This window comes from Streptomyces sp. S.PB5 (assembly GCF_030403745.1).
Classification (GTDB): Bacteria; Actinomycetota; Actinomycetes; order Streptomycetales; family Streptomycetaceae; genus Streptomyces.
Genome location: NZ_JAQMWP010000002.1, coordinates 270654 through 292856 on the forward strand (window position 1 = coordinate 270654; position 22203 = coordinate 292856).

Annotated in this window: 17 protein-coding genes; 12 read left to right on the plus strand and 5 right to left on the minus strand. The window is 69.9% G+C overall.

The genetic code is table 11. The annotated features are described in order from the left end of the window. Positions 1–22: 22 nt before the first annotated feature. Together PH203_RS06060 and PH203_RS06065 are read left to right on the plus strand one after the other, a co-directional pair. Positions 23–250 (plus strand): DUF397 domain-containing protein, encoded by a 228-nt coding sequence (locus tag PH203_RS06060; protein WP_289918253.1) that lies wholly within the window; start codon positions 23–25, stop codon positions 248–250. Positions 251–266: 16 nt separating this feature from the next. Then, positions 267–647, plus strand: coding sequence for a hypothetical protein (locus tag PH203_RS06065; protein ID WP_289917221.1), 381 nt, complete (start codon positions 267–269; stop codon positions 645–647). Between the two features lie 120 nt (positions 648–767). Here PH203_RS06065 and PH203_RS06070 read toward each other — a convergent pair whose 3' ends face one another. Both PH203_RS06070 and PH203_RS06075 read right to left on the minus strand, forming a co-directional pair. Further along, on the minus strand, positions 768–2297 hold the full coding sequence (locus PH203_RS06070; RefSeq protein ID WP_289917223.1) for a UDP-N-acetylglucosamine 1-carboxyvinyltransferase: 1530 nt from the start codon (positions 2295–2297) through the stop codon (positions 768–770). Positions 2298–2370: 73 nt separating this feature from the next. After that, positions 2371–2568, minus strand: coding sequence for a DUF4236 domain-containing protein (locus PH203_RS06075; protein WP_289917224.1), 198 nt, complete (start codon positions 2566–2568; stop codon positions 2371–2373). 359 nt (positions 2569–2927) lie between these two features. Between PH203_RS06075 and acnA the strand changes: the two genes are divergently transcribed. Next, a complete protein-coding gene (acnA, locus tag PH203_RS06080) occupies positions 2928–5642 on the plus strand; it encodes an aconitate hydratase AcnA (protein WP_289917226.1) in 2715 nt (904 codons plus the stop codon). Positions 5643–5798: 156 nt separating this feature from the next. On the opposite strand, the gene PH203_RS06085 is transcribed toward acnA, so the two are convergent. After that, complete coding sequence (locus PH203_RS06085) at positions 5799–6542, minus strand: methyltransferase domain-containing protein (RefSeq protein WP_289917227.1); 744 nt, start codon at positions 6540–6542, stop codon at positions 5799–5801. Between the two features lie 507 nt (positions 6543–7049). Here PH203_RS06085 and PH203_RS06090 point away from each other — a divergent pair. The 4 genes from PH203_RS06090 (at position 7050) to PH203_RS06105 (ending at position 13110) form a co-directional block, all read left to right on the plus strand. Then, complete coding sequence (locus PH203_RS06090) at positions 7050–7631, plus strand: HD domain-containing protein (RefSeq protein ID WP_289917228.1); 582 nt, start codon at positions 7050–7052, stop codon at positions 7629–7631. A gap of 372 nt (positions 7632–8003) precedes the next feature. Continuing rightward, positions 8004–9014, plus strand: coding sequence for a lytic polysaccharide monooxygenase (locus PH203_RS06095; protein ID WP_289917231.1), 1011 nt, complete (start codon positions 8004–8006; stop codon positions 9012–9014). A 108-nt stretch (positions 9015–9122) separates the two neighbouring features. Then, positions 9123–9590, plus strand: a complete 468-nt coding sequence (locus PH203_RS06100) for a hypothetical protein (RefSeq protein ID WP_289917232.1) — start codon at positions 9123–9125, stop codon at positions 9588–9590. Between the two features lie 271 nt (positions 9591–9861). After that, complete coding sequence (locus PH203_RS06105; protein ID WP_289918254.1) at positions 9862–13110, plus strand: GH92 family glycosyl hydrolase; 3249 nt, start codon at positions 9862–9864, stop codon at positions 13108–13110. A gap of 167 nt (positions 13111–13277) precedes the next feature. Here PH203_RS06105 and PH203_RS06110 read toward each other — a convergent pair whose 3' ends face one another. Then, complete coding sequence (locus PH203_RS06110; RefSeq protein ID WP_289917234.1) at positions 13278–14267, minus strand: acetylxylan esterase; 990 nt, start codon at positions 14265–14267, stop codon at positions 13278–13280. Positions 14268–14493: 226 nt separating this feature from the next. On the opposite strand from PH203_RS06110, the gene PH203_RS06115 reads away from it, so the two are divergent. The 5 genes from PH203_RS06115 to PH203_RS06135 are packed head-to-tail and all read left to right on the plus strand — an operon-like array spanning position 14494 to position 20760. Next, a complete protein-coding gene (locus tag PH203_RS06115) occupies positions 14494–15477 on the plus strand; it encodes an ABC transporter permease subunit (RefSeq protein ID WP_289917235.1) in 984 nt (327 codons plus the stop codon). Next, positions 15471–16343: a carbohydrate ABC transporter permease gene (locus PH203_RS06120; RefSeq protein WP_289917236.1), complete on the plus strand. Its 873-nt coding sequence runs from the start codon at positions 15471–15473 to the stop codon at positions 16341–16343. Before PH203_RS06115 ends, PH203_RS06120 begins: the two co-directional genes overlap by 7 nt. A 37-nt stretch (positions 16344–16380) precedes the next feature. Continuing rightward, complete coding sequence (locus PH203_RS06125; RefSeq protein ID WP_289917239.1) at positions 16381–18036, plus strand: extracellular solute-binding protein; 1656 nt, start codon at positions 16381–16383, stop codon at positions 18034–18036. Between the two features lie 43 nt (positions 18037–18079). Continuing rightward, a complete protein-coding gene (locus PH203_RS06130) occupies positions 18080–18760 on the plus strand; it encodes a hypothetical protein (protein WP_289917241.1) in 681 nt (226 codons plus the stop codon). Then, complete coding sequence (locus PH203_RS06135) at positions 18757–20760, plus strand: beta-galactosidase (protein WP_289917244.1); 2004 nt, start codon at positions 18757–18759, stop codon at positions 20758–20760. Before PH203_RS06130 ends, PH203_RS06135 begins: the two co-directional genes overlap by 4 nt. On the opposite strand, the gene PH203_RS06140 is transcribed toward PH203_RS06135, so the two are convergent. Further along, positions 20753–21952 (minus strand): VWA-like domain-containing protein, encoded by a 1200-nt coding sequence (locus tag PH203_RS06140; protein WP_289917246.1) that lies wholly within the window; start codon positions 21950–21952, stop codon positions 20753–20755. The two genes, PH203_RS06135 and PH203_RS06140, sit on opposite strands and share 8 nt — an antisense overlap. Positions 21953–22203 lie beyond the last annotated feature (251 nt).

The window sequence follows — 22203 nt, forward strand, 5'->3', positions numbered from 1 at the left end:
GGCGACACCGGGGCGCTGCGGAATCCCCGGCTCTGCCGGAGCGACTGCGAGGAGAGCTGCGAGCAGCGGTACGACGGAACTCGCCTGGTTCAAGTCCAGTTACAGCGGCAGCGAGGGCGACGACTGCGTGGAGATCGCGATCGCCGAACAGGCCGTCCACGTAAGGGACTCCAAGGACGTGAGCCGTCCGGCCTTCGCCGTGGGCCGGGAAGGCTGGGCACCGTTCGTGCGGTTCGCGGCCGGGTCCTGAGCCGCTGGGAACACGGATGCTTCACCACCTCGGCGGGCTGCTGTTCGTGGCCTTCGGTCTGGTGCTGGTCGCCGCCGGTGTCGTCTGGCGGGGGCATGTCCTGCGCCCCCTCTCGGCGAAGCGGGCGCGGGCGGCCGCGGCCCGGGACCGTTCCAGACAGCTGCTGCGGTCCGCGGACATGGCCATCGCCGAAGCGCGCCGCCGGGCCGCACCCGGTGAGCCGGCCATCGTCACCGTCAGGGATGTGACCCGGGTGGCGGGCCGGCACTACGGGCACCTCACCGTGGAGCACGAAGAGGCGGCGGCCGCCCTACGCCGCCGGTACGAGGCCGCTGACGGCCGGGCGGACTGCGTGACCGACGCGTTCACCCCGGCTCCTGGGACTCCTGGCCGATGAAGCGCGCGGTGCCGGGGCGAGTTGTATCTCTGCGCTCCGGCCCGGCGATCGGACCGCCGCCGGAGACAAGTCCCAGAGATGCCGCCGCCCCCTCCCCGGGGTGCGGCGGCATTCGCGCAATCAGATGTCCCGGAAGATCTCGATCTGCGCCCCCACCGAGTTGAGGCGCTCCGCGAGCTCCTCGTACCCCCGGTTGATGACATACACGTTCCGCAGCACGGACGTGCCCTCCGCGGCCATCATCGCCAGCAGCACGACCACGGCGGGCCGCAGCGCCGGCGGGCACATCATCTCGGCGGCGCGCCAGCGGGTCGGGCCCTCGACCAGCACCCGGTGCGGGTCGAGGAGTTGGAGCCTGCCGCCGAGGCGGTTGAGGTCCGTCAGGTAGATCGCGCGGTTGTCGTAGACCCAGTCGTGGATCAGCGTCTTGCCCTGCGCGGACGCCGCGATGGCCGCGAAGAACGGGACGTTGTCGATGTTCAGACCCGGGAACGGCATCGGGTGGATCTTGTCGATCGGGGCTTCGAGCTTGCTCGGCCGGACCGTGAGGTCGACCAGGCGGGTGCGGCCGTTGTCGGCGAAGTACTCCGGCGTACGGTCGTGGTCGAGCCCCATCTCCTCCAGGACAGCGAGCTCGATCTCCAGGAACTCGATGGGCACCCGGCGGACCGTCAGCTCCGACTCCGTGACCACCGCGGCCGCCAGCAGGCTCATCGCCTCGACCGGGTCCTCGGAGGGGGAGTAGTCGACGTCGACGTCGATGGTCGGCACGCCGTGCACGGTGAGGGTCGTGGTGCCGATGCCCTCGACCTTGACGCCGAGCGCCTCCAGGAAGAAGCAGAGGTCCTGGACCATGTAGTTGGAGGACGCGTTGCGGATGACGGTGACGCCGTCGTGCCGCGCGGCGGCCAGCAGCGCGTTCTCGGTCACGGTGTCGCCGCGCTCGGTCAGCACGATCGGGCGGTCGGGGGAGATCGAGCGGTCGACCTGGGCGTGGTACAGGCCCTCGGTCGCCGCGATGTCCAGACCGAACCGGCGCAGCGCGATCATGTGCGGCTCGATGGTCCGCGTACCGAGGTCGCAGCCGCCCGCGTACGGCAGCTTGAAGCCGTCCATGCGGTGCAGCAGCGGGCCGAGGAACATGATGATCGAGCGGGTGCGGCGGGCCGCGTCCGCGTCGATCGCGGCCATGTCGAGTTCGGCCGGGGGCACAATCTCCAGGTCGACGCCGTCGTTGATCCAGCGGGTGCGCACGCCGATGGAGTTCAGCACCTCCAGGAGGCGGTAGACCTCCTCGATGCGGGCCACGCGGCGCAGCACTGTGCGCCCCTTGTTGAGCAGCGAGGCGCACAGCAGTGCCACGCACGCGTTCTTGCTCGTCTTGACGTCGATGGCGCCGGAGAGCCGGCGCCCGCCGACGACCCGTAGATGCATCGGCCCCGCGTAGCCCAGAGAGACGATTTCGCTTTCGAGGGCTTCGCCGATTCGAGCGATCATCTCAAGGCTGATGTTCTGATTGCCGCGCTCGATGCGGTTGACGGCGCTCTGGCTGGTGCCCAGGGCCTCTGCGAGCTGCGACTGTGTCCAGCCCCGGTGTTGCCGGGCGTCACGGATGAGCTTGCCGATGCGTACGAGGTAATCGTCTGCCATGGGGTTGAGGCTATCTCAGATATGAGATGGCGCATTTCGGGGGGTCCGTCCGGGTGACGGACCTGACGATGCGTCAACGCCGCCTGGCGGTACGGGTGCGGCGCCACCCGAAAGGTCCGGGCAAATCCACCGATGTCGTACGACGTCCTGTGCTGCTGTGGGTCCGGCGCGGACCGTGACTGCCGCCGGTGGTGATGGACCAGGAGCGCCGGTTGATGTTCAGCCGCACGCCGGGCAGGATCCGGAAACTCTTGCGGAATGTGAGGGGCATCTGTGCCTCCCGTCGGGGTTGCGAACGTACCTGTCGGTTACCCCGACTTGGCGAGCTGATGGCCGAACGTTGCGCGGTCGGCCAGGTTCACGCCGCGCCGACGGCCGGGTTCGGCCGGATAATCACGGGGGTGGTGTCGGCCGTGTGGGACATCACAAACGGAGGCCGGGCATGACCATCCAGCCCCCGTGTACTAGAGTTATCTCGACATCGAGATATCTGCCTAGGCGCACCGCAGCCGCCGCATCGCCACCCCGGTGGTAAGGGTTACCTAACTTAGCCTGACCTTAGCGGATCGGCCAAGTTGCCGTGGCGGCAGGATCGTGGTGAGTACGCGCACATCAATGAAGGAGACTGTCGTGTCGGCGAACAGCTTCGACGCCCGTGCCACGCTGAGCGTGGGCGACGAGTCGTACGAGATCTTCCGGCTGGACAAGGTGGAAGGCTCGGCTCGCCTTCCGTACAGCCTCAAGGTTCTGCTGGAGAACCTGCTCCGTACCGAGGACGGCGCGAACATCACCGCCGACCACATCCGTGCCCTCGGCAGCTGGGACTCCCAGGCCCAGCCGTCCCAGGAGATCCAGTTCACGCCCGCCCGCGTGATCATGCAGGACTTCACCGGCGTCCCCTGTGTCGTCGACCTCGCCACCATGCGCGAGGCCGTCAAGGCGCTGGGCGGCGACCCGGCCAAGGTCAACCCGCTCTCCCCGGCCGAGATGGTCATCGACCACTCCGTCATCGCCGACAAGTTCGGCACCAACGACGCCTTCAAGCAGAACGTCGACCTGGAGTACGGCCGCAACAAGGAGCGCTACCAGTTCCTGCGCTGGGGCCAGACCGCCTTCGACGACTTCAAGGTCGTCCCCCCGGGCACCGGCATCGTCCACCAGGTCAACATCGAGCACCTGGCGCGCACGGTCATGGTCCGGAACGGCCAGGCCTACCCCGACACCCTCGTCGGCACCGACTCGCACACCACCATGGTCAACGGCCTCGGTGTGCTGGGCTGGGGCGTCGGCGGCATCGAGGCCGAGGCCGCGATGCTCGGCCAGCCGGTCTCGATGCTCATCCCGCGCGTCGTCGGCTTCAAGCTGACCGGTGAGCTCACCCCGGGCACCACCGCCACCGACCTCGTGCTCACGATCACCGAGATGCTCCGCAAGCACGGCGTCGTCGGCAAGTTCGTCGAGTTCTACGGTGAGGGCGTCGCCGCCACCTCCCTCGCGAACCGCGCCACCATCGGCAACATGTCGCCGGAGTTCGGCTCGACCGCCGCGATCTTCCCGATCGACGCCGAAACGATCAACTACCTCAAGCTCACCGGCCGCTCCGAGCAGCAGCTCGCGCTCGTCGAGGCGTACGCCAAGGAGCAGGGCCTCTGGCTGGACCCGAAGGCCGAGCCGGACTTCTCCGAGAAGCTGGAGCTCGACCTCTCCACGGTCGTCCCCTCCATCGCCGGCCCGAAGCGCCCGCAGGACCGCATCGTCCTCGCCAATGCCGCCGAGCAGTTCAAGTCGGACGTCCTGAACTACGTCTCCACCGCCGACGAGGCCGGCGAGGAGTCCTTCCCGGCCTCCGACGCCCCGGCGTCCACCAACGGCGTCCCGTCGAACCCGGTCACCGTGACCGCCCCCGACGGCTCGACCTACGAGATCGACCACGGTGCGGTGACGGTCGCGGCCATCACCTCCTGCACCAACACCTCGAACCCGTACGTCATGGTCGCCGCCGCGCTGGTGGCCAAGAAGGCGGTCGAGAAGGGCCTGACCCGCAAGCCGTGGGTCAAGACCACCCTCGCCCCGGGCTCCAAGGTCGTCACCGACTACTTCGACAAGGCAGGGCTCACCCCCTACCTCGACAAGGTCGGCTTCAACCTCGTCGGCTACGGCTGCACCACCTGCATCGGCAACTCCGGCCCGCTGCCGGAGGAGGTCTCCAAGGCCGTCAACGACCACGACCTCGCGGTCACCTCGGTCCTCTCCGGCAACCGGAACTTCGAGGGCCGTATCAACCCCGACGTCAAGATGAACTACCTGGCCTCCCCGCCGCTGGTCGTCGCGTACGCCATCGCGGGCTCCATGAAGGTGGACATCACCAAGGACGCGCTCGGCACGGACCAGGACGGCAAGCCGGTCTACCTGTCCGACATCTGGCCGACCGAGGCCGAGGTCAACGACGTCGTCGCCAACGCCATCGGCGAGGACATGTTCTCCAAGTCCTACCAGGACGTCTTCGCGGGCGACGCCCAGTGGCAGGCCCTGTCGATCCCGACCGGCGACACCTTCGAGTGGGACGCGGAGTCGACGTACGTCCGCAAGCCCCCGTACTTCGAGGGCATGACGATGGAGACCACCCCGGTCTCCGACATCACGGGCGCCCGCGTCCTGGCCAAGCTGGGCGACTCGGTCACCACCGACCACATCTCCCCGGCCGGTGCCATCAAGGCCGACACCCCGGCCGGCAAGTACCTCACCGAGCACGGTGTGGAGCGTCGTGACTTCAACTCCTACGGCTCGCGCCGAGGCAACCACGAGGTCATGATCCGCGGTACGTTCGCCAACATCCGCCTGCGCAACCAGCTCGCGCCGGGCACCGAGGGCGGCTACACCCGCGACTTCACCCAGGCCGACGGCCCCGTGTCGTTCATCTACGACGCCTCGCGCAACTACATCGAGCAGGGCGTCCCGCTGGTCATCCTGGGCGGCAAGGAGTACGGCTCCGGCTCGTCCCGCGACTGGGCCGCCAAGGGCACCGCGCTCCTCGGCGTCAAGGCCGTCATCACCGAGTCGTACGAGCGCATCCACCGCTCGAACCTCATCGGCATGGGCGTCCTGCCGCTCCAGTTCCCGGAGGGCCAGAACGCCGAGTCCCTCGGTCTGACCGGCGAGGAGACCTTCTCCATCACCGGCGTCACCGAGCTCAACGAGGGCACCACGCCGCGCACGGTCAAGGTCACCACCGACACCGGTGTCGAGTTCGACGCGGTCGTCCGCATCGACACCCCCGGAGAGGCGGACTACTACCGCAACGGCGGCATCATGCAGTACGTGCTGCGCAGCCTGATCCGCGGCTAGTCCTTCCCAGGAGGGCCGCATCCCCGCTGGACGGGGATGCGGCCCTTCGCCGTGTCCGCGCACGGAACGCCCGGGTCATCACCCACGGGCCACCTGCCGACCACGGTCCAGGCCCGCGCACCGCCCGCGCTCAGACCTCGGCTGCGGATTTCGGCCTCAGACCTCGGCCACCAGCAGCCGGTAGCCGACGTCGAAGGTCTCGTGGGCGAGCAGCTCGCCATGACGGGCCTGCCAGCGGCCCGAGTCGAGGTCGTCCGCGAGCCGGGCGAGCCCCGGTGCGAGGGCGGACGGGGCGGGCTGGGACAGCAGGGAGATGCCCGCGCGGACCCGGGGGTCGAGGTAGGCACGGGGGCGGCGCCAGTACGCGGCGGCGAATCCGTCCGTGCAGTCGTGGGGGACCGGAACCGGTTCCGCACGCGCCCCACCGAGCAGTCCGGCCAGCCGGTCCACGGAAACGGCCCGGGCGTCGTCGAACGCGGCCGCCTCCGGGAGATACTCCCGCACCAGCCAGAACCGCTCGCGGAACACCTCCTGATCCCACGTCAGCACGACGACACGCCGGCGCGCGACCCGACGCAGCTCGGCGATCCCGGCCACCGGGTCGGACCAGTGGTGGACCGTGAGCAGCGCCATGACCGCGTCGACGGCACCGTCCCGCAGCGGCAGACGCTCCGCGACGGCCTCCACGGCGGGCGCGGACCCCGCGGGCCGCTGGGCGATCATCACCCGGCTGGGCTCGACCGCGAGCACGGTCCGCGCCGGTTCGTAGGAACCGGTCCCCGCCCCGACATTGACCACATCGGCGACACCCCCGAGGGCGGCATGCACCTGGGCGGCGATACGGGCGTCGGGACGCCGGGTACGGGAGTAGGTGGCGCCGAGGGTGTCGTAGGTGGGCATGCGGCCATCATCCGCCGGGGAGGGCGGAGTTGGAGGAGCCGACGTCGAACGCGCCCTCGCCGGAGGCGGGTGGGCCGGCGGATGGATGCCTGGCGGTGAGTGCTTGGCGGTAGGTGCAGGCCGGTGAGTGACTGGCGGTGGGTGCCTGCTGGCGGATGCCTGCCGGTGGGCGGCGCGGGGCGGATACGACGGCTCCAAGCCGACCGGAGGGCCACGGCGGTCGAGTTGGCCGAGGCGGTCGGGTCGGCCGAGACGGCTGGGCGGGCTGGGACGGCCGTGTTGGTCACGACGGCTGTCACGGCCACGGTCGCCACCGCGGACCGGGTCGCCTGCCACCGCCAGGACGGTCGGGACGCCCCCGGACCGCCGCGACGGCCACGACGGCCGCAACGGCCACGACCGGTGGTGACGGGCACGAAACGACCACCGCACCGGCCCAGCCTCCACAGACCATCGAAGCCCCCTCCGCCCACCCCAACTCGGCCCCGTCACCCCTACCCTGTCCAGGTGACGCCCCCCGATCTCCTCCAGCGAGCCCTCGACGAGCCGCCCCTGCGCCAACTCCCGTCCCCCGCAGCGGACTTGCTGCGCGAGCTCGATGCGTCGCCGCGTCTGGTCGCCCACCTGAGGGCCGTGCACGACGTGGCGTACCGGATCGTCGAGTGGGTGGCGGAGCGGTACCCCGCGCTGCCGCTCGACCGTGAAGCCGTACTGTTCGGCGCGGCCACGCACGACATCGGCAAGACCACGCATGTCGCCGAACTCTCCGGCCCGGGCTCGGCACACGAGAACGCCGGCCGTGACCTGCTCCTGGAGCACGGCGTCCCCCCGTACCTCGCCCGCTTCGCCGCCACCCACGCCGGCTGGACCCTGCCGGACGTCGGCGTCGAGGACCTGCTGGTGAGCCTCGCCGACAAGATCTGGAAGAACAAGCGCGTCCCGGACCTGGAGGATCTGGTGGTCGGACGGCTGGTTGAGACGAGCGGCCGCGCGGTGTGGGAGGAGTTCCTGGCCCTCGACGACCTGCTGACGTCGGTGGGGGAGGGCGCCGGCGCGAGGCTGGCCTTCCAGGCGTCGTACCCGGTCTGAACGACCCCGCCCGACCCCAGCCGCATCGGCCCTCCAGAAAGTCCCCGCGCGCCTTCTCCCGTACGGCGTCCAGGGCCTCCTCGGTCACCACGGCACGCCACTGACGCCCAGCCCTCCTGCGCCACCCGTTTACACCTGCCTCCGTTCGCGCTACCTTCCGCAACAGGCGGGGTGGGAGCGCTCCCACCCGGGTGGACCGGAACCTGCCCGAAAGGACCCACCCACCCCGCCCATCCATACGCACGCACCGCACACACCCGCACGGCCCGTACCCAGGCAACGGACTGGACTGTCATGATCCTGACAAAATCAGCGGCGTCCCCGGGTCGCCGATTAACGCTCCCCACGCGCGCGAGAGCCTTCTTCCTCGTCATGATCTCCCTGCTCGCCACGGTCCCGGCCCTCGCCCTGGTGATGTCGACCGGCGGCGCGGCGGAGGCCCACGGCACCCCGATGAAGCCCGGCAGCCGCACCTTCCTGTGCTGGCAGGACGGTTTGACCGACACCGGGGAGATCAAACCGGTCAACCCGGCCTGCAAGAACGCCCAGGCGGTCAGCGGCACCACGCCGTTCTACAACTGGTTCTCCGTACTGCGCTCGGACGGTGCCGGCCGCACCCGCGGCTTCGTCCCGGACGGTCAGCTGTGCAGCGGCGGCAACACCAACTTCACCGGCTTCAACGCCCCTCGCAACGACTGGCCGTTGACCCACCTCACCGCGGGCGCGACCGTCGACTTCTCCTACAACGCCTGGGCCGCGCACCCGGGTTGGTTCTACATCTATGTCACCAAGGACGGCTTCGACCCGACCCGGAACCTCACCTGGAACGACATCGAGGACCGGCCCTTCCTCTCCGTCGACCACCCGCCGCTCAACGGCAGCCCCGGCACCGTCGAGGCCGACTACGCCTGGACCGGGCAGCTTCCGGCCGGCAAGTCGGGCCGCCACATCATCTACATGGTCTGGCAGCGCTCGGACAGCGCCGAGACCTTCTACTCCTGCTCCGACGTCGTCTTCGACGGCGGCAACGGCGAGGTCACCGGCATCCATGAACCGGGCGACCCCGCCGACCCGGTGCCCGGCACCTGCACCGCCACCCGCCGCACGACCGGCAACTGGAGCGGCGGCTACCAGTCCGAGGTGACCGTCACCAACTCCGGTGACGTCCCGATGCTCGGCTGGATGGTCGACTGGACGCTTCCGGCCGGCCAGACGGTCAACAGCCTCTGGAGCGGCAACGCGACCTACACCGGCCAGAACGTCATGGTCCACAACGCCGACTGGAACGGCTCGCTCGGTCCGGGCCAGAGCGCGACGTTCGGCTACGTCGTCTCCGGCGCCGGCGGCGATACGGCCACGACCCTGCCCTGCCGGGTCGGCTGAGCCGAACCATGGCCAGGGACCCGGCGGCCTTCCCCCATCCCGCCGGGTCCCCTCCGTCACCGGCGGCCTTCCGTATGATGATGCGCATGATCACGTACCGAAAGGCCCATGCCGCGTAGCCGGCCCGGCGCGCTGCGCGCCCGACGATCTCCCCGGCAGCCGTGGACGCTGCCCCCGCACCGCATCCACGGGCTCTCCTCCCGGACCAGCGTCGCCATAGACCGGGTGGAGACCCTCTCGGACGACTACTACGTCTACCCTGGCGCCACCGACCACGCACTCCGCCGCTACCGGGCGTTTCTCCATGGGGCGCAACGCCGCCCCGGCTACCCGCAGGCGACCGGGTGCTCGTGCCGCGGCTGCTCGTTCGAGGACGTACGGCACGCCCGTGACGTACTCGACGACGTTCTGCGGCAGCTTCCTCCGCGGCCTCGCGCCGAACTGGCCCGCCGGGTGCGGGTCCTGGACGTCCGATATCGGCAGCTCACCCTGCCTGATCCGTTCGCGGGGCAACGGCAGTGGCGTGCCGACCGCTGGTGGCGCCGTCGGCTCGCCCTCGGGCAGGAAGGCCGATGAGGTCCCCTTGAGACTCGGTGCGGACCCGGTGGACACCCCCACCGGGTCCGCGAGCCGGGCAGGCGGGGGAGTCCCTGCCCGGGTGTTGGTTGGCCGTTGGCGACGACGTGTCGTTCGGACAACGTTGTCGAGTGGTCTAAACCTCACTTTACCGTGTCAACGGACATCGAAGTCAAGCGAGTTGGGATTGGCCCGTCCGGGTGCTGCCCCCGCGTGGCCGTACGCCCGCCCGCCGCCCTGCGTGGTACGGCTGGCGCACGTGAAGTGCCTGATCATCGCCGCCGCCCTCGCCCTCACCGGCATCGCCCCCACCACCGCACCACCCGAACCGGTCGACGACCCCACGCCGTACGTCGACCCCCTCATCGGCACCCGAAACGGCGGCAACGTCTTCCCCGGCGCCGTCACCCCCTTCGGCATGCTCTCCTGGAGCCCCGAGAACACCTGGGGCGACGCCACCCTCCCCCACTCTCGACTTCGCTCGAGCGGGGGGACCCCCATCGCCGCGCCCGGCGGTTACCACTACGACGCCACCCGCATCCGCGGCTTCAGCCTCACGCACATGTCCGGCACCGGCTGCGCGGGCGGCAGCGGCGACATCCCGTTCTTCCCGTACGCCGGCGAGGTCACCTCCTCGCCCGCGAGCGACACCGAGGACGCGGTGTACGCCGCCGACTTCACCCACGCCGACGAGACCGCCGAGCCGGGCCACTACAAGGTCGGCCTCGCCTCCGGAGTCACCGCCGACCTCACGGCCACCGCCCGCACGGGCTCGGCCCGCTTCACCTATCCCGCCGACAAGCCCGCCTCACTGCTGATCCGCACGGCCAACTCCGAGGTGGGCTCGACCGATTCACGGATCGAGATCGACCCGGACGCCCGCACGGTCTCCGGCTCGGTCACCTCCGGCAACTTCTGCGGCCACCTCGACCCCGAGGGCCGACGCGCCTACTACACCCTCCACTTCACCGCCCGCTTCGACCGCGCCTTCAAGGAGACGGGCACCTGGGAGGACGCCCGGCTCAGCCCCGGTTCCCGAAACGCGTCCGGCGGCACCGGCGGCTTCGCCGACGCCGGCCGGCCCGTCGCGGGCAAAGGAGCGGGCGGATATGTCGAGTTCGCGCCCGGCGCCGGTCCGGTCAACGTCAAGGTGGGCATCTCCTACGTCAGCCGAGCGGGCGCCGAGGCGAATCTGACGGTGGAGAACCCGCCGTACCGCACCTTCGACGATGTACGGGAAGCCGCGCGCGACGCCTGGCGCGACCGTCTGGACGCGATCCGCGTGGGCGGCGGCACGGAGTCCGAACGCACCGTCTTCTACACCGCGCTCTACCACTCCCTCCTGCATCCGAACATCATCAGCGACGCCGACGGTCGCTACCGGGGCCCCGACGGCGAGCCGCACACCACCACCCGCCACGCCCAGTACGGCACCTTTTCCGGCTGGGACGTCTACCGCGACCAGGTGCAACTGCTCACCCTCCTGGACCCGCGCACCGGCTCCGACATCGCCCAGTCCCTGTACGAACTGGCCCAGCAGAACGACGGCATCTGGGACCGCTGGCTGCACGGCGCGAGCGGCACCCACGTCATGAACGGCGACCCCTCACCCATCGCACTGGCCGGCATCCATGCCTTCGGCGGCACGGACTTCGACGTGAGCGGCGCACTCGCCTCGCTCACGAAGGCGGCGACAGTGCCGACGGCCAAGGACCTGTCGGCGGCCGGGCGCCCTGTGCTGTCGGTCGGCCAACGCCCGTCCCTGGACCAGTACTTGGAGCGGCACTACATGCCGTCCGTCTCCAACGCCTGGGGCGGCGCGGCCGAGACCCTGGAGATGTCCGGCGCGGACTTCGCGCTCTCCCAACTGTCCGCGGCGGCAGGGAAGAAGAGACAGGCCGCCGACTTCGCCGCCCGCTCCCAGTGGTGGCAGAACACCTTCAATCTCGCGGCCACCCCCGACGGCGGCTACATCGCCAACCGCAACGCCGACGGCAGTTGGGTCACCGGTTTCACCCCGGCCACCGGCAACGGATTCGTCGAGGGCACGGCGGCCCAGTACACCTGGATGGTCCAGCACAACCCGGCCGGCCTCTTCGCCGCGATGGGCGGCAGGAAGCAGGCCGAGGCCCGCCTGGACGCCTTCTTCCGTAAACCGGACGGCAGTTGGGCCTTCACCGGCGCCGGCGGCGAGAAGTCCGAACTGGACAACGAGCCCTCGATCAACATCCCCTACCTGTACGCCTACGCGGGCGCCCCGGCCAAGACGCAGGAGACCGTCCGGGCGGCGATGCGACAGCTCTGGTCCACTCAGCCGGGCGGCATCCCGGGCAACGACGACCTCGGCGCGATGTCGTCCTGGTACGTCTTCTCCGCGCTCGGCATGTACCCGCAGATCCCCTCCCGGGCCGAACTCGTCCTGGCCTCACCGCTGTTCCCTCGGATCGAGATCGACCGCCCGCACGGCAACGACATCTCCATCGCCGCGGAGGGCGCCGCCGCGGACGCGCCGTACATCCGCTCCTTGAAGATCGACGACCGGACATCGCAACGCCCCTGGCTTCCCGCGTCCTTCGTCGCGGACGGCGGCCGCCTCGACTACACCCTCTCCGCCGCCCCACCGGACCACCCCTGGGGCACCGCCCCCGAGGACGCCCCGCCCTCCTTCCGCGAGGGCGAACAGCCGTACCAGATCGGCGTCGGGCCGACCACGGCGACACTTGCCCCGGGTGGAAGCACCGAGTTCGTCATCAAGGCCCTGTCGATGAGCGGGGGCGAGGAGCGTTTCCGGGTGGAGACACCCGAGGGCATCACGGCGACACCCGCCGAGGGAAAGGTCGTGGAGGGAACCCGGAAGATCACGCTGACGGCCTCCGACGACATCACGCCAGGCTTCTACGACGTGAGGATCACCGTGCCCTCCTACGCCCAACCCGTGGCCCTCACCGTCGCCGCCCCCGGCACCCTCCTGGCCGCCTACGACAACACCGGTATCTCCGACGACTCCGGCGACCACACCGAGGCCGACTACGACGGCGCGGGCTGGAGCCACTCCCGCCAGGCCCTGGCCGCAGCGGGCCTGACACCGGGCGAGCGCATCCGGCTGGACGGCCTGACCTTCACCTGGCCGGACTCCCCGAACGGCCGCCCGGACAACGCGTCGGCCACCGGACAGACCCTGGAACTGGCCGAACCAGCGCACCAGTTGGCCTTCGTGGGCAGCGCGGTCTTCGGCAGCCACCGGTCCAGGGCCACGGTCACCTACACCGACGGCACCACCGACACCATCCCCCTGTCCTTCACCGACTGGACCCTCGACGGCGGAAGCGCCGGCATCCAGTACGACAACAAGGTCGTGGCCAGGACGACGTACCGCAACATCGCGGGAGCAGGACGAGACCCGGTAGCCACGTACGTCTTCGCCACAGAGCCACACACGGCACCCGAGGGCAAACGCATCGCGAGCGCACGCCTGCCGAACGCCCCACGGCTGCACGTGTTCGCGCTCGCCGTCCGCTGACCGGAGGGGCCACGGCGCCGCACCGGCGCAACGGCGAGCAGGGGACGTGTCGGGGGGTGTCCGCCCGACCGAGGACGGACACCCCCCGGCGCGGCCCCGACCCCCGATGGCGAGTAGTGCGCAACGCGAACCCCACCCCACCCGCGCAGGCCGCCGCAGGCACCACGTCAGCCCCATACTCCCCGCAGCCAGTCCAACTGCCGCCGCACCTGCACCGCGTCCCCACCCTCGTGCCCGTTGTACGGATAGGCGTGGATCTCCGTCCGGGGCTGCGCTCCGGACAACTCGCCGTACCGATTGAACGCCGCGTACGCCCCACTCGGCGGACACACCGTGTCCCGCAGCCCCACCCCGAAGTGCGCCGGAGCATGCGCACGCCGGGCGAAGGAGATGCCCTCCATGTACGCGAGGGTGCGGTACGCGGCCTCTTCGGCGCCGCGATGGACGGACAGATACGCGGTGATCTCGCCGTAGGGGGTCGCGTCGGTGAGATCCAGCGCGCGGCGGACACCGCACAGGAACGGCGCGGTCACCAGAGCCGCCGACAGACCGGGCACGAGCCCTGCCACGGCCAGCGCAAGACCCCCGCCCTGACTGTTGCCGACGGCCGCGACCCGCCCGACGTCCACCCCCGGCAACTCACGCACCGCCGCGACCGCCCGCACCGCATCCGTGATGAGCCGCCGATAGTGATGGTCCCGCGGATCGAGCAGCCCCCGCACGACGGCCCCCGGCCCACCCGCCGCCGCCCCGGCGTGCGGATCGGGGGTCGCGCCTCCGTTGCCGTACTGGTCCCCCTGACCGCGATTGTCCATCAGCAGATGCGCATACCCGGCGTTCACCCAGGTGAGCCGCTCATGGGGGAGCCCCCGCCCGCGACCGTACCCCGCGAATTCGACCACCGCGGGCAGGAGTTCGGACACCCCCGCCGGTCTGCTGAACCAGGCCCGCACCGGGTCCCCACCGAAGCCCCGGAAGGCCACGTCCCATGTGTCCGTCAGCCGCAGCCCGTTCTCCACCGGCCGCACCGACACCAACACCTCTTCCTGAGCGGCCTCCTTGAGCGTCCCGGCCCAGAACTCCTCGAAATCGGCGGGCTCTTCGGGAAGCGGCCGATGATGCACCAGCTCCGTCAACGGCAGGTCGAACGCGGGCACAAGCACCTCGCAGGAGTCGGTCCGAGTATGGAAACTTGCGGAGTCTCACGCACCGAGCCCCCATGTTCTACCCCGCGCTCCACCGCCTACAACTCCGCGCACCCACATCAAAAGCCCGCTGCAGCACCCATTGACAGCGCTTTCTGACGCCTTTAGGTTGCCGCGAAGTTACCGGTAAGCGCTCGAAAGTTTCGGTTCAACTCCCCCCTCCTGAGAGGACCGAGCAATGAGCACCTCCACCAAACCGGCCTCTCCGCCGGGCATCGAGAACCCGTCCGCACCGGCCCCACCCCCACCGCCGTCCCCCCGCACCCCCTGGAGACGGGCCCTGCGCCGCGACTGGCAGCTCTACTCGCTCGCGCTGCTGCCCCTGCTGTTCTTCCTGGTCTTCCGCTATCTGCCGATGCTCGGCAACGTGATCGCGTTCCGCCGCTTCGAACCCGGCGGCTCGATCTTCGGCGAGCAGTGGGTGGGCCTGCGCTATGTCGAGATGTTCCTCAACGACCCCACGTTCTGGCAGGTGTTCCGCAACACCCTCTGGATCGGCGGACTCACCCTCGTCTTCTGCTTCCCGATCCCGATCGTGCTCGCCCTGCTGCTGAACGAGGTCCGCCGGCGCTCGCTGAAGCGCTTCGTGCAGTCGGTGTCCTACCTCCCGCACTTCCTGTCGATCGTGATCGTCGCCGGCATCACCCTGCAGATGCTTGCCACCGACGGCCCGGTCAACCATGTCCTGGGCTGGTTCGGCCACGACCCGATCCGGTTCATCCAGGAACCCGAGTGGTTCCGCGCGATCTACGTCGGCTCCGAGATCTGGCAGACCGCCGGCTGGGGCACGATCCTCTACCTCGCCGCCCTCACCACCATCGACGAGGACCTGTACGAGGCCGCCCGCATCGACGGCGCGGGCCGCTGGCAGCAGATCTGGCACGTCACCCTGCCCGGGATCCGCCCCACCATGATCACACTGCTGATCCTCAACATCGGCACCTTCCTGGCGGTCGGCTTCGAGAAGGTACTGCTGCTGTACAACGCGCTGACGTACCCGACCGCCGACGTGATCTCCACGTACGTCTACCGGACCGGTGTCGAGTCCAGCAGCTTCAGCTACGCAGCCGCCATCGGACTCTTCGAGGCGATCATCGGCCTGGTCCTGATCATCTCCGCCAACCAGCTCTCGCGCCGCACGGTGGGGACCAGCCTGTGGTGAGGCCGAGCCGCTCCTACCGGGTCTTCCAGGGTGTCAACGGAGTGATCCTCACGCTGGTCGTGGCCGTGACCCTGTACCCCTTCGTCAACATCATCGCGAGGTCCTTCAGCGGGGAGCGCCAGATCCGCGCCGGTGAAGTGACCCTGTGGCCCAAGGGGTTCAACCTCACCACGTACAAAATCGTCTTCCAGGACTCGATGTTCTGGCGGAACTACGGCAACACCGTGCTCTACACGGTCGTATCGACCGCCGTGGCCATGGTTCTGACGACCTGTTACGCGTACGTCCTGTCGAAGAAGCACCTCAAGGGGCGCACCGCGCTCGTCGGCATCGCCGTCTTCACCATGTTCTTCACCGGCGGCCTCATCCCGCAGTACGTCCTGATCACCAGCCTCGGACTGAAGAACAGCGTGTGGGCGATCGCGCTGCCCAACGCGATCAGCGTGTTCAACCTCCTGGTGATGAAGGCCTTCTTCGAGAACCTGCCGACCGAACTGGAGGAGGCCGCGCAGATCGACGGCCTGAGCACCTACGGGATCCTGCTCAGGATCGTGCTGCCGCTGTCCAAGGCGGTCGTCGCGACCATGGTCCTCTTCTACTCCGTGTCGTTCTGGAACTCCTGGTTCAGCGCCTTCCTCTACATGGACAGCTCGGACCTGATGCCGGTCACCGTCTATCTGCGCAACCTCATCTCGGGCGTGACCGGCGGCGGCAACGCCGGTGCCGGTACCGAGCAGCTCAGCCAGACCGGGGCCAACATCCAGGCGGTCGCGATCGTGCTCACCTCGCTGCCGATCATCTGCGTGTACCCGTTCGTGCAGCGCTACTTCGTCTCGGGCGTGATGCTCGGCGCGGTCAAGGGCTGACGCCCGCTCAATTCACTTACGGAACAAGGGAGTATCCGTGATGAACGAAGGACAGCTGTCGCGGCGTCAGATCCTGGCGGCCGCAGGTTTCATCGGTCTCGCCGCCCTCACCGGCTGCGGCAGCGGCGACGACGGCGGGGACGGCAAGGACCTGTCCAAGAAGCAGAACGGCGCGATGAAGGAGTACACCCCCGGCCAGCAGTTCAAGGCCGCGAAGCCGTTGTCCTTCTCCATGCTGCACAACAACAACCCGGTCTACCCGATGAAGAGCAGCTGGCTGTTCTGGAAGGAGGTCACCCGGCGAACCGGCGTCACCATCAAGCCCGTCGACGTCCCGCTGGCGGACTACGAGAAGAAGCGCAGCGTCCTCATCGGCGCGGGCGACGCCCCCTTCCTCATCCCGAAGACGTACCACCCGGGCGAGGTCGCGTTCGTGTCGTCCGGGGCGATCCTCCCGGTCAGCGAGTACGTGCATCTGATGCCGAACTACCAGGACAAGGTGAAGAGGTGGAAGCTCGAGCCCGAACTCGACTCCATACGCCAGTCCGACGGCAAGTACTACCTGCTGCCCGGCCTGCACGAGAAGCCCAAGGCCGGATACTCGCTCTCCTTCCGCACGGACACCCTCGAAAAGCTCGGCCTGACCCTGCCGGAGACCTGGGACCAGGTCTACGACGTCCTCAAGGCCCTCAAGTCGGAGTACCCCGACAAGTACCCGTGGACCGACCGCTGGAGCACCAACACCCCCTTCCCGTGCGGGGCGTTGTTCAGCTACCTCGGACAGGCGTACGGGATCAGGGCGGGCTGGACGTACGACAACATCGACTTCGACACCGAGGCGCAGAAGTTCGTGTTCACCGGCGCCTTGGACGCCTGGCGTCAGATGGTCGAGTTCCTGAGGAAGTTCGTCGCCGAGAAGCTGCTCGACCCGGAGAGCTTCACCCAGCAGGACGACCAGGCGCTGCAGAAGCTGCTGGCCGAGAAGTCCTATGCGATCAGCGCCAATCCGCAGGTGCTGGTGCAGGAGTACCGCTACAACCTGGAGAAGCAGGTCAAGGGCGCGAAGATCGAGATGGTCCCGGTGCCCCTCGGCCCGGCGGGCCCGGTGGTGATCGGCGGCGTCCGGCTGGAGAACGGCATCATGGTCTCCAGCAAGGCCCTGGGGAGCGACAGCTTCGTCGCGATGATGCAGTTCGTGGACTGGCTCTGGTACTCCGACGAGGGCCAGAAGTTCAGCAAGTGGGGTGTGGAGGGCACCACTTACACGGAGTCCGGCGGCCAGTACAGGCCGGCGCCCGGCATCTCTCTCATGGGCTCCGACCCGGACGCCCCGAAGGACCTCCAGAAGGACTTCGGCTTCTTCAACGGCGTCTTCACCTACGGCGGCAGCTGGGCCCTGGTCTCCTCCAACTTCAGCCCGGACGAGAAGAAGTTCCAGGACGCCATGGCCCAGCGCACCCAGCTGCCCATCCCCCCGGCCCACCCGCTGCAGTCCGTCGAGCAGGAACAGGCGACCCTCTGGGAGACCCCGCTCAAGGATCACGTCATCCAGAACACCCTCCAGTTCGTCCTCGGCAAGCGGCCGCTGTCCGAATGGGACGACTACGTCGCCGAGTTGAAGTCGAAGAACATGCAGCAACTCCTCGACCTGCACAACAAGGCGTACGAGCGGTTCAAGAAGGAGAACGCGTGATCCGCGTCCCGGCCGCGGCGCGACCGCTCGGGAGGGGCCCGCGATGAGCACCCCCACCACCGCCTTCGGCGCGGGCCCCCTCTCCCGGGCCGCCGCGCTCATCCACACCCTCGTCACCGTCGAAGCCCTGCTCCTGGCCGCCGCCGCACCCGGCCTCGCCGGTCTGTTCCTGCTGGGCCCCGACCCCTCCAACCTTCCCCTCGCCGCCGTATGCCTGCTCCCGCTCGGCCCGGCGCTCTCCGCGGCCCTGTACGCCCTCCACCACCGCGACCGCGACCTCACCGAACTCCACCCGGCCCGCGGCTACTGGCGCGGCTGGCGGCTCAACGCGCTGCCGGCGCTGCGGCTCTGGGCGCCGCTGCTCGGCTGGCTCACGGTCATCGCCTTCACGCTGACCCACTTCTCCGCGACGGGGCTGCCCGGCTGGTGGGCCGTGCTGCTCGCGGCGATCGGCGCGGGATCGCTTCTGTGGGGAGCCCACGCCCTCGTCCTGACCTCGCTCTTCACCTTCCGCGCCCGCGACACCGCCCGCCTCGCCGCGTACTTCCTGTTCCGGCACGGCCGGGCCACCCTCGCCGCCGGCTCGCTGCTCGTGCTGACCGCCGCGGGGACCGCACTGCTCACCGAGGCCCTGCCCGCCCTGCTGGCCGCGCCGCTGCTGCTGTCCCTGCTGCACGGCAGTCGTGCGGTGATCGCCGAGACCCGGGAGGACTTCACCGTATGAGCCGCAAGATCCGGTACGGCGGCGACTACAACCCCGAGCAGTGGCCACAGGAGGTGTGGGACGAGGACCACCGCCTGTTCACGAGGGCCGGTGTCGACACCCTCACCGTCGGGGTCTTCTCCTGGTCGTTGACCCAACCCGCCGAGGACACCTACGACTTCACCGTCCTGGACCGCATCCTCGACCGTGCCGCCGCCGAGGACCGCCAGGTCTGCCTCGCCACCGGCACCGCCGCCCTCCCGCCCTGGCTGGCCAGGAAGTACCCCGAGGTGAACCGCACCGACTTCGAGGGCCGCCGCCACCGCTACGGCCGGCGCCACAACTTCTGCCCCAGCTCACCGGCGTACCGCCGGCTCTCCACGGCCATGGCCGCACGGCTCGCCGAACGGTACGCACGCCACCCGGCGTTGATCGCCTGGCACATCAACAACGAGTACGGCGGCGTCTGTTACTGCGAGCTGTGCGCCGAGGCGTTCCGGGAGTGGCTCCGGAACCGGTACGACAGCCTCGACGCCCTCAACGACGCCTGGTGGACGACCTTCTGGTCCCACCGCTACACCGACTGGTCCGAGATCGAACCTCCGAGCGCGCTCACCGAGCACTGGCGCGGCCCCGACCACACCGCCTTCCAGGGCATCACCCTCGACTACTTCCGCTTCACCACCGACGCCCTCCTCGGCTGCTTCCTCGCCGAGAAGGAGGTGATCCGCGCCCATGACCCCGACACCCCCGTCACCACCAACTTCATGGGCATGTTTCGCCCCCTCGACTACCACCGCTGGGCCCCGCACCTCGACTTCGCCTCCTGGGACAGCTATCCGCCCCTCGACGCCCCGCCTACCTGGCCCGCCCTCGCCCACGACCTGATGCGCGGCCTCAAGGACGGGGCACCCTTCTGGCTGATGGAACAGACTCCGTCCACTACGGCCTGCCGGGACGTCAACCCCCTGCGCAGGCCGGGGGAGTTGCGGCTGGCCACGTACCAGGCGATCGCCCATGGCGCCGACGCCGCCCTGTACTTCCAGCTGCGCGCCTCGCGCGGTGCCTGCGAGAAGTACCACGGGGCGGTGATCGGTCACGCGGGGCGCGACGACACGCGCGTCTTCCGTGAAGTGGCAGTACTGGGAAGGGAGTTGGTGGAGCTGGGGGACGCCGTGCTCGACGCCCGCACCCCCGCCCGTACGGCACTCGTCTTCGACTGGGACAGCTGGTGGGCCCTGGAGATCTCCGACGGGCCCTCCCGGCTGGTCAAGTACCAGGACGTGGTGCACGCCTACTATCGGGCCGCGCGCGAGGCCGGCGCCGACGTGGACGTCGTACCGCAGACCGGTGACCTGAGCTCGTACGACGTGGTCCTGGCACCCGTGCTGCACCTGGTGAAGGGGGATCTCGCGGCCCGCCTCGAAGGCGTCGCCGCGCGCGGGGGCACGGTCCTGACGACGTTCCTTTCGGGGCGGTGCGACGAGCACGACCGGGCGTTCCTCACCGACGTGCCGGGGCCGCTGGCGCCTCTGACGGGCGTGCGGGTCGACGAATGGGACGCGCGGCAACGGGAGTTCGCCCAGCCGATTCCCGAGCTGGGCTCGGAAGCGCGGCTCGTGTTCGAGATCGTGCGGTTGCGCGGCGCCGAGGCGGTCGCCACGTACGGCGCCGACTTCTATGCGGGCACGCCGGCCGTGACACGGAACGTCTTCGGGGAGGGCGAGGGCTGGTACGTCGCCACCGCCCTCGCGCAGCCCGGCGTGGACGAGGTGGTCCTCCGTGTCCTCGCCCGTCACGACCTGATCGGCCCCTACGCCGACCACCCCTCGGTGGAGGCGGCGACCCGTGTGGCGCCCGACGGCACCCGCCTCCTCTTCCTCCTCAACCACGGTGCGGAGCACGCCCATTTGACCGCCCACACCACCGCCACCGACCTGCTGACCGGCAAGCGGACCGAGAAGGGCGAGCCTCTGACCCTCGATCCGCTCGGGGTGCTGGTCCTGCGCCTGATCAGTTGATGGTGACGACACGGGCCCAGGGCGGCGGGGAATCGGGCATGTACTCCGGATCCTGCTCGTTCACCGCGCGGCCGGCACGGGGGAACAGGCCGACGACCGTACGGCAGGGCGGCTGAGCGGATGGCCAGGGCGTCTGGCCGTCGGTCAGGGCGACGACCACGTCCGGGCGGGTCCGCAGCGCCCGGGCGAAACCGGAGCGCAGGTCGGTGCCACCGCCGCCGATCAGTTCGATGTCCTCGGCGCGGCAGAGCGGTACGGCCACCCCGGCGGCCGCGTCGCAGGAGATCACCGAGACCAGATCGCGCCGCCCGCCCACCGCCCGCGAGATCGCCGCGACCTCCAGCAGGGCGCTGCCCAACTCGGCGTCGCTCACCGAACCGGAGGTGTCGATGACGACACACACCCGGGGCGGGTGCCGGCGCAGGCTCGGCAGCAGCACCCCGGGCACACTCGCCGAGCGCCGGGACGGACGCCGGAAGCTGTGGTTCTCACCGGCCCCCGGCGCACCCGCCGCCGCACGCACCGCCGCCCCCAGCAACTGCCGCCACGGCTGCGGCGGCTGGAACGCCTCGTCCGCCCATCGCCGCCACCCCTCCGGGGCCTCGCCCGGCCTCGCTCTGATCCCCTCGGCGACCCGGAAGCGCACCGCGTCCCGCTGCTGCCTGCTCAGTCCGTGCGCCCCGTCGGGCCCCAGCTCCCACGGCCGAGCCTGCCCGTCGGCACCGCCGCCGCAGTCCAGCCACGCCAGGTCGGCGGCGAGCCCGGACATCGACGCCCTGCGCAGATACTCCTCCATCAGCAGCCCGTCGGGCAGCCGCAGCAGCGACGGGAGCACCGCGCCGGTCGGCCGGGGCAGGCCCTCGCCATAGATGTCGTCGTTGATCTCGAAGTCGGCGGCGATGTTCCTCCGGAGGCGTTCGCCGGGCCCGAACTCCTCGTTCTCCCGCGCATACCGCTCACTCCGCCCGTGATGATCCCGCAGCAGATGCGAGACCTCGTGCACCCAGACACCTGCCAGCTCCTCCACGGGCATACGGGCCACGAAGCCGGGGGAGACATAGCAGCGCCAGTGCGCGTCGACGGCCATGGTCGGCACGGAACGGTCCTCCACGATCCGCAGAGCGAAGAGAGCCACCGCGAGATAGGGCCGGACCTTGACGGCATGCAGCCGCGCGGCCAGCAACTTCTCCATGTCCAACGGAAGCCCGACCGGATTGTCGGGCCGGCCGCCGTGCCCCCTCGGCGCCACCGGCACACGGGCCCGTACCGGGCGGGGCGGGGGAGGCGGCGGCATCGGACGAGGCAGAGGCCGGGCCGCCCTCCGCGACGCCCCGGACACGGGCGGCGCCACCTGGGTGGTGCCCTTCACCGGCGGGCCCGATGCCACCTGCGTGGCGTGCTGCACGGGCGGGCCCGATGCCACCTGCGTGGCGTCCTCGACCG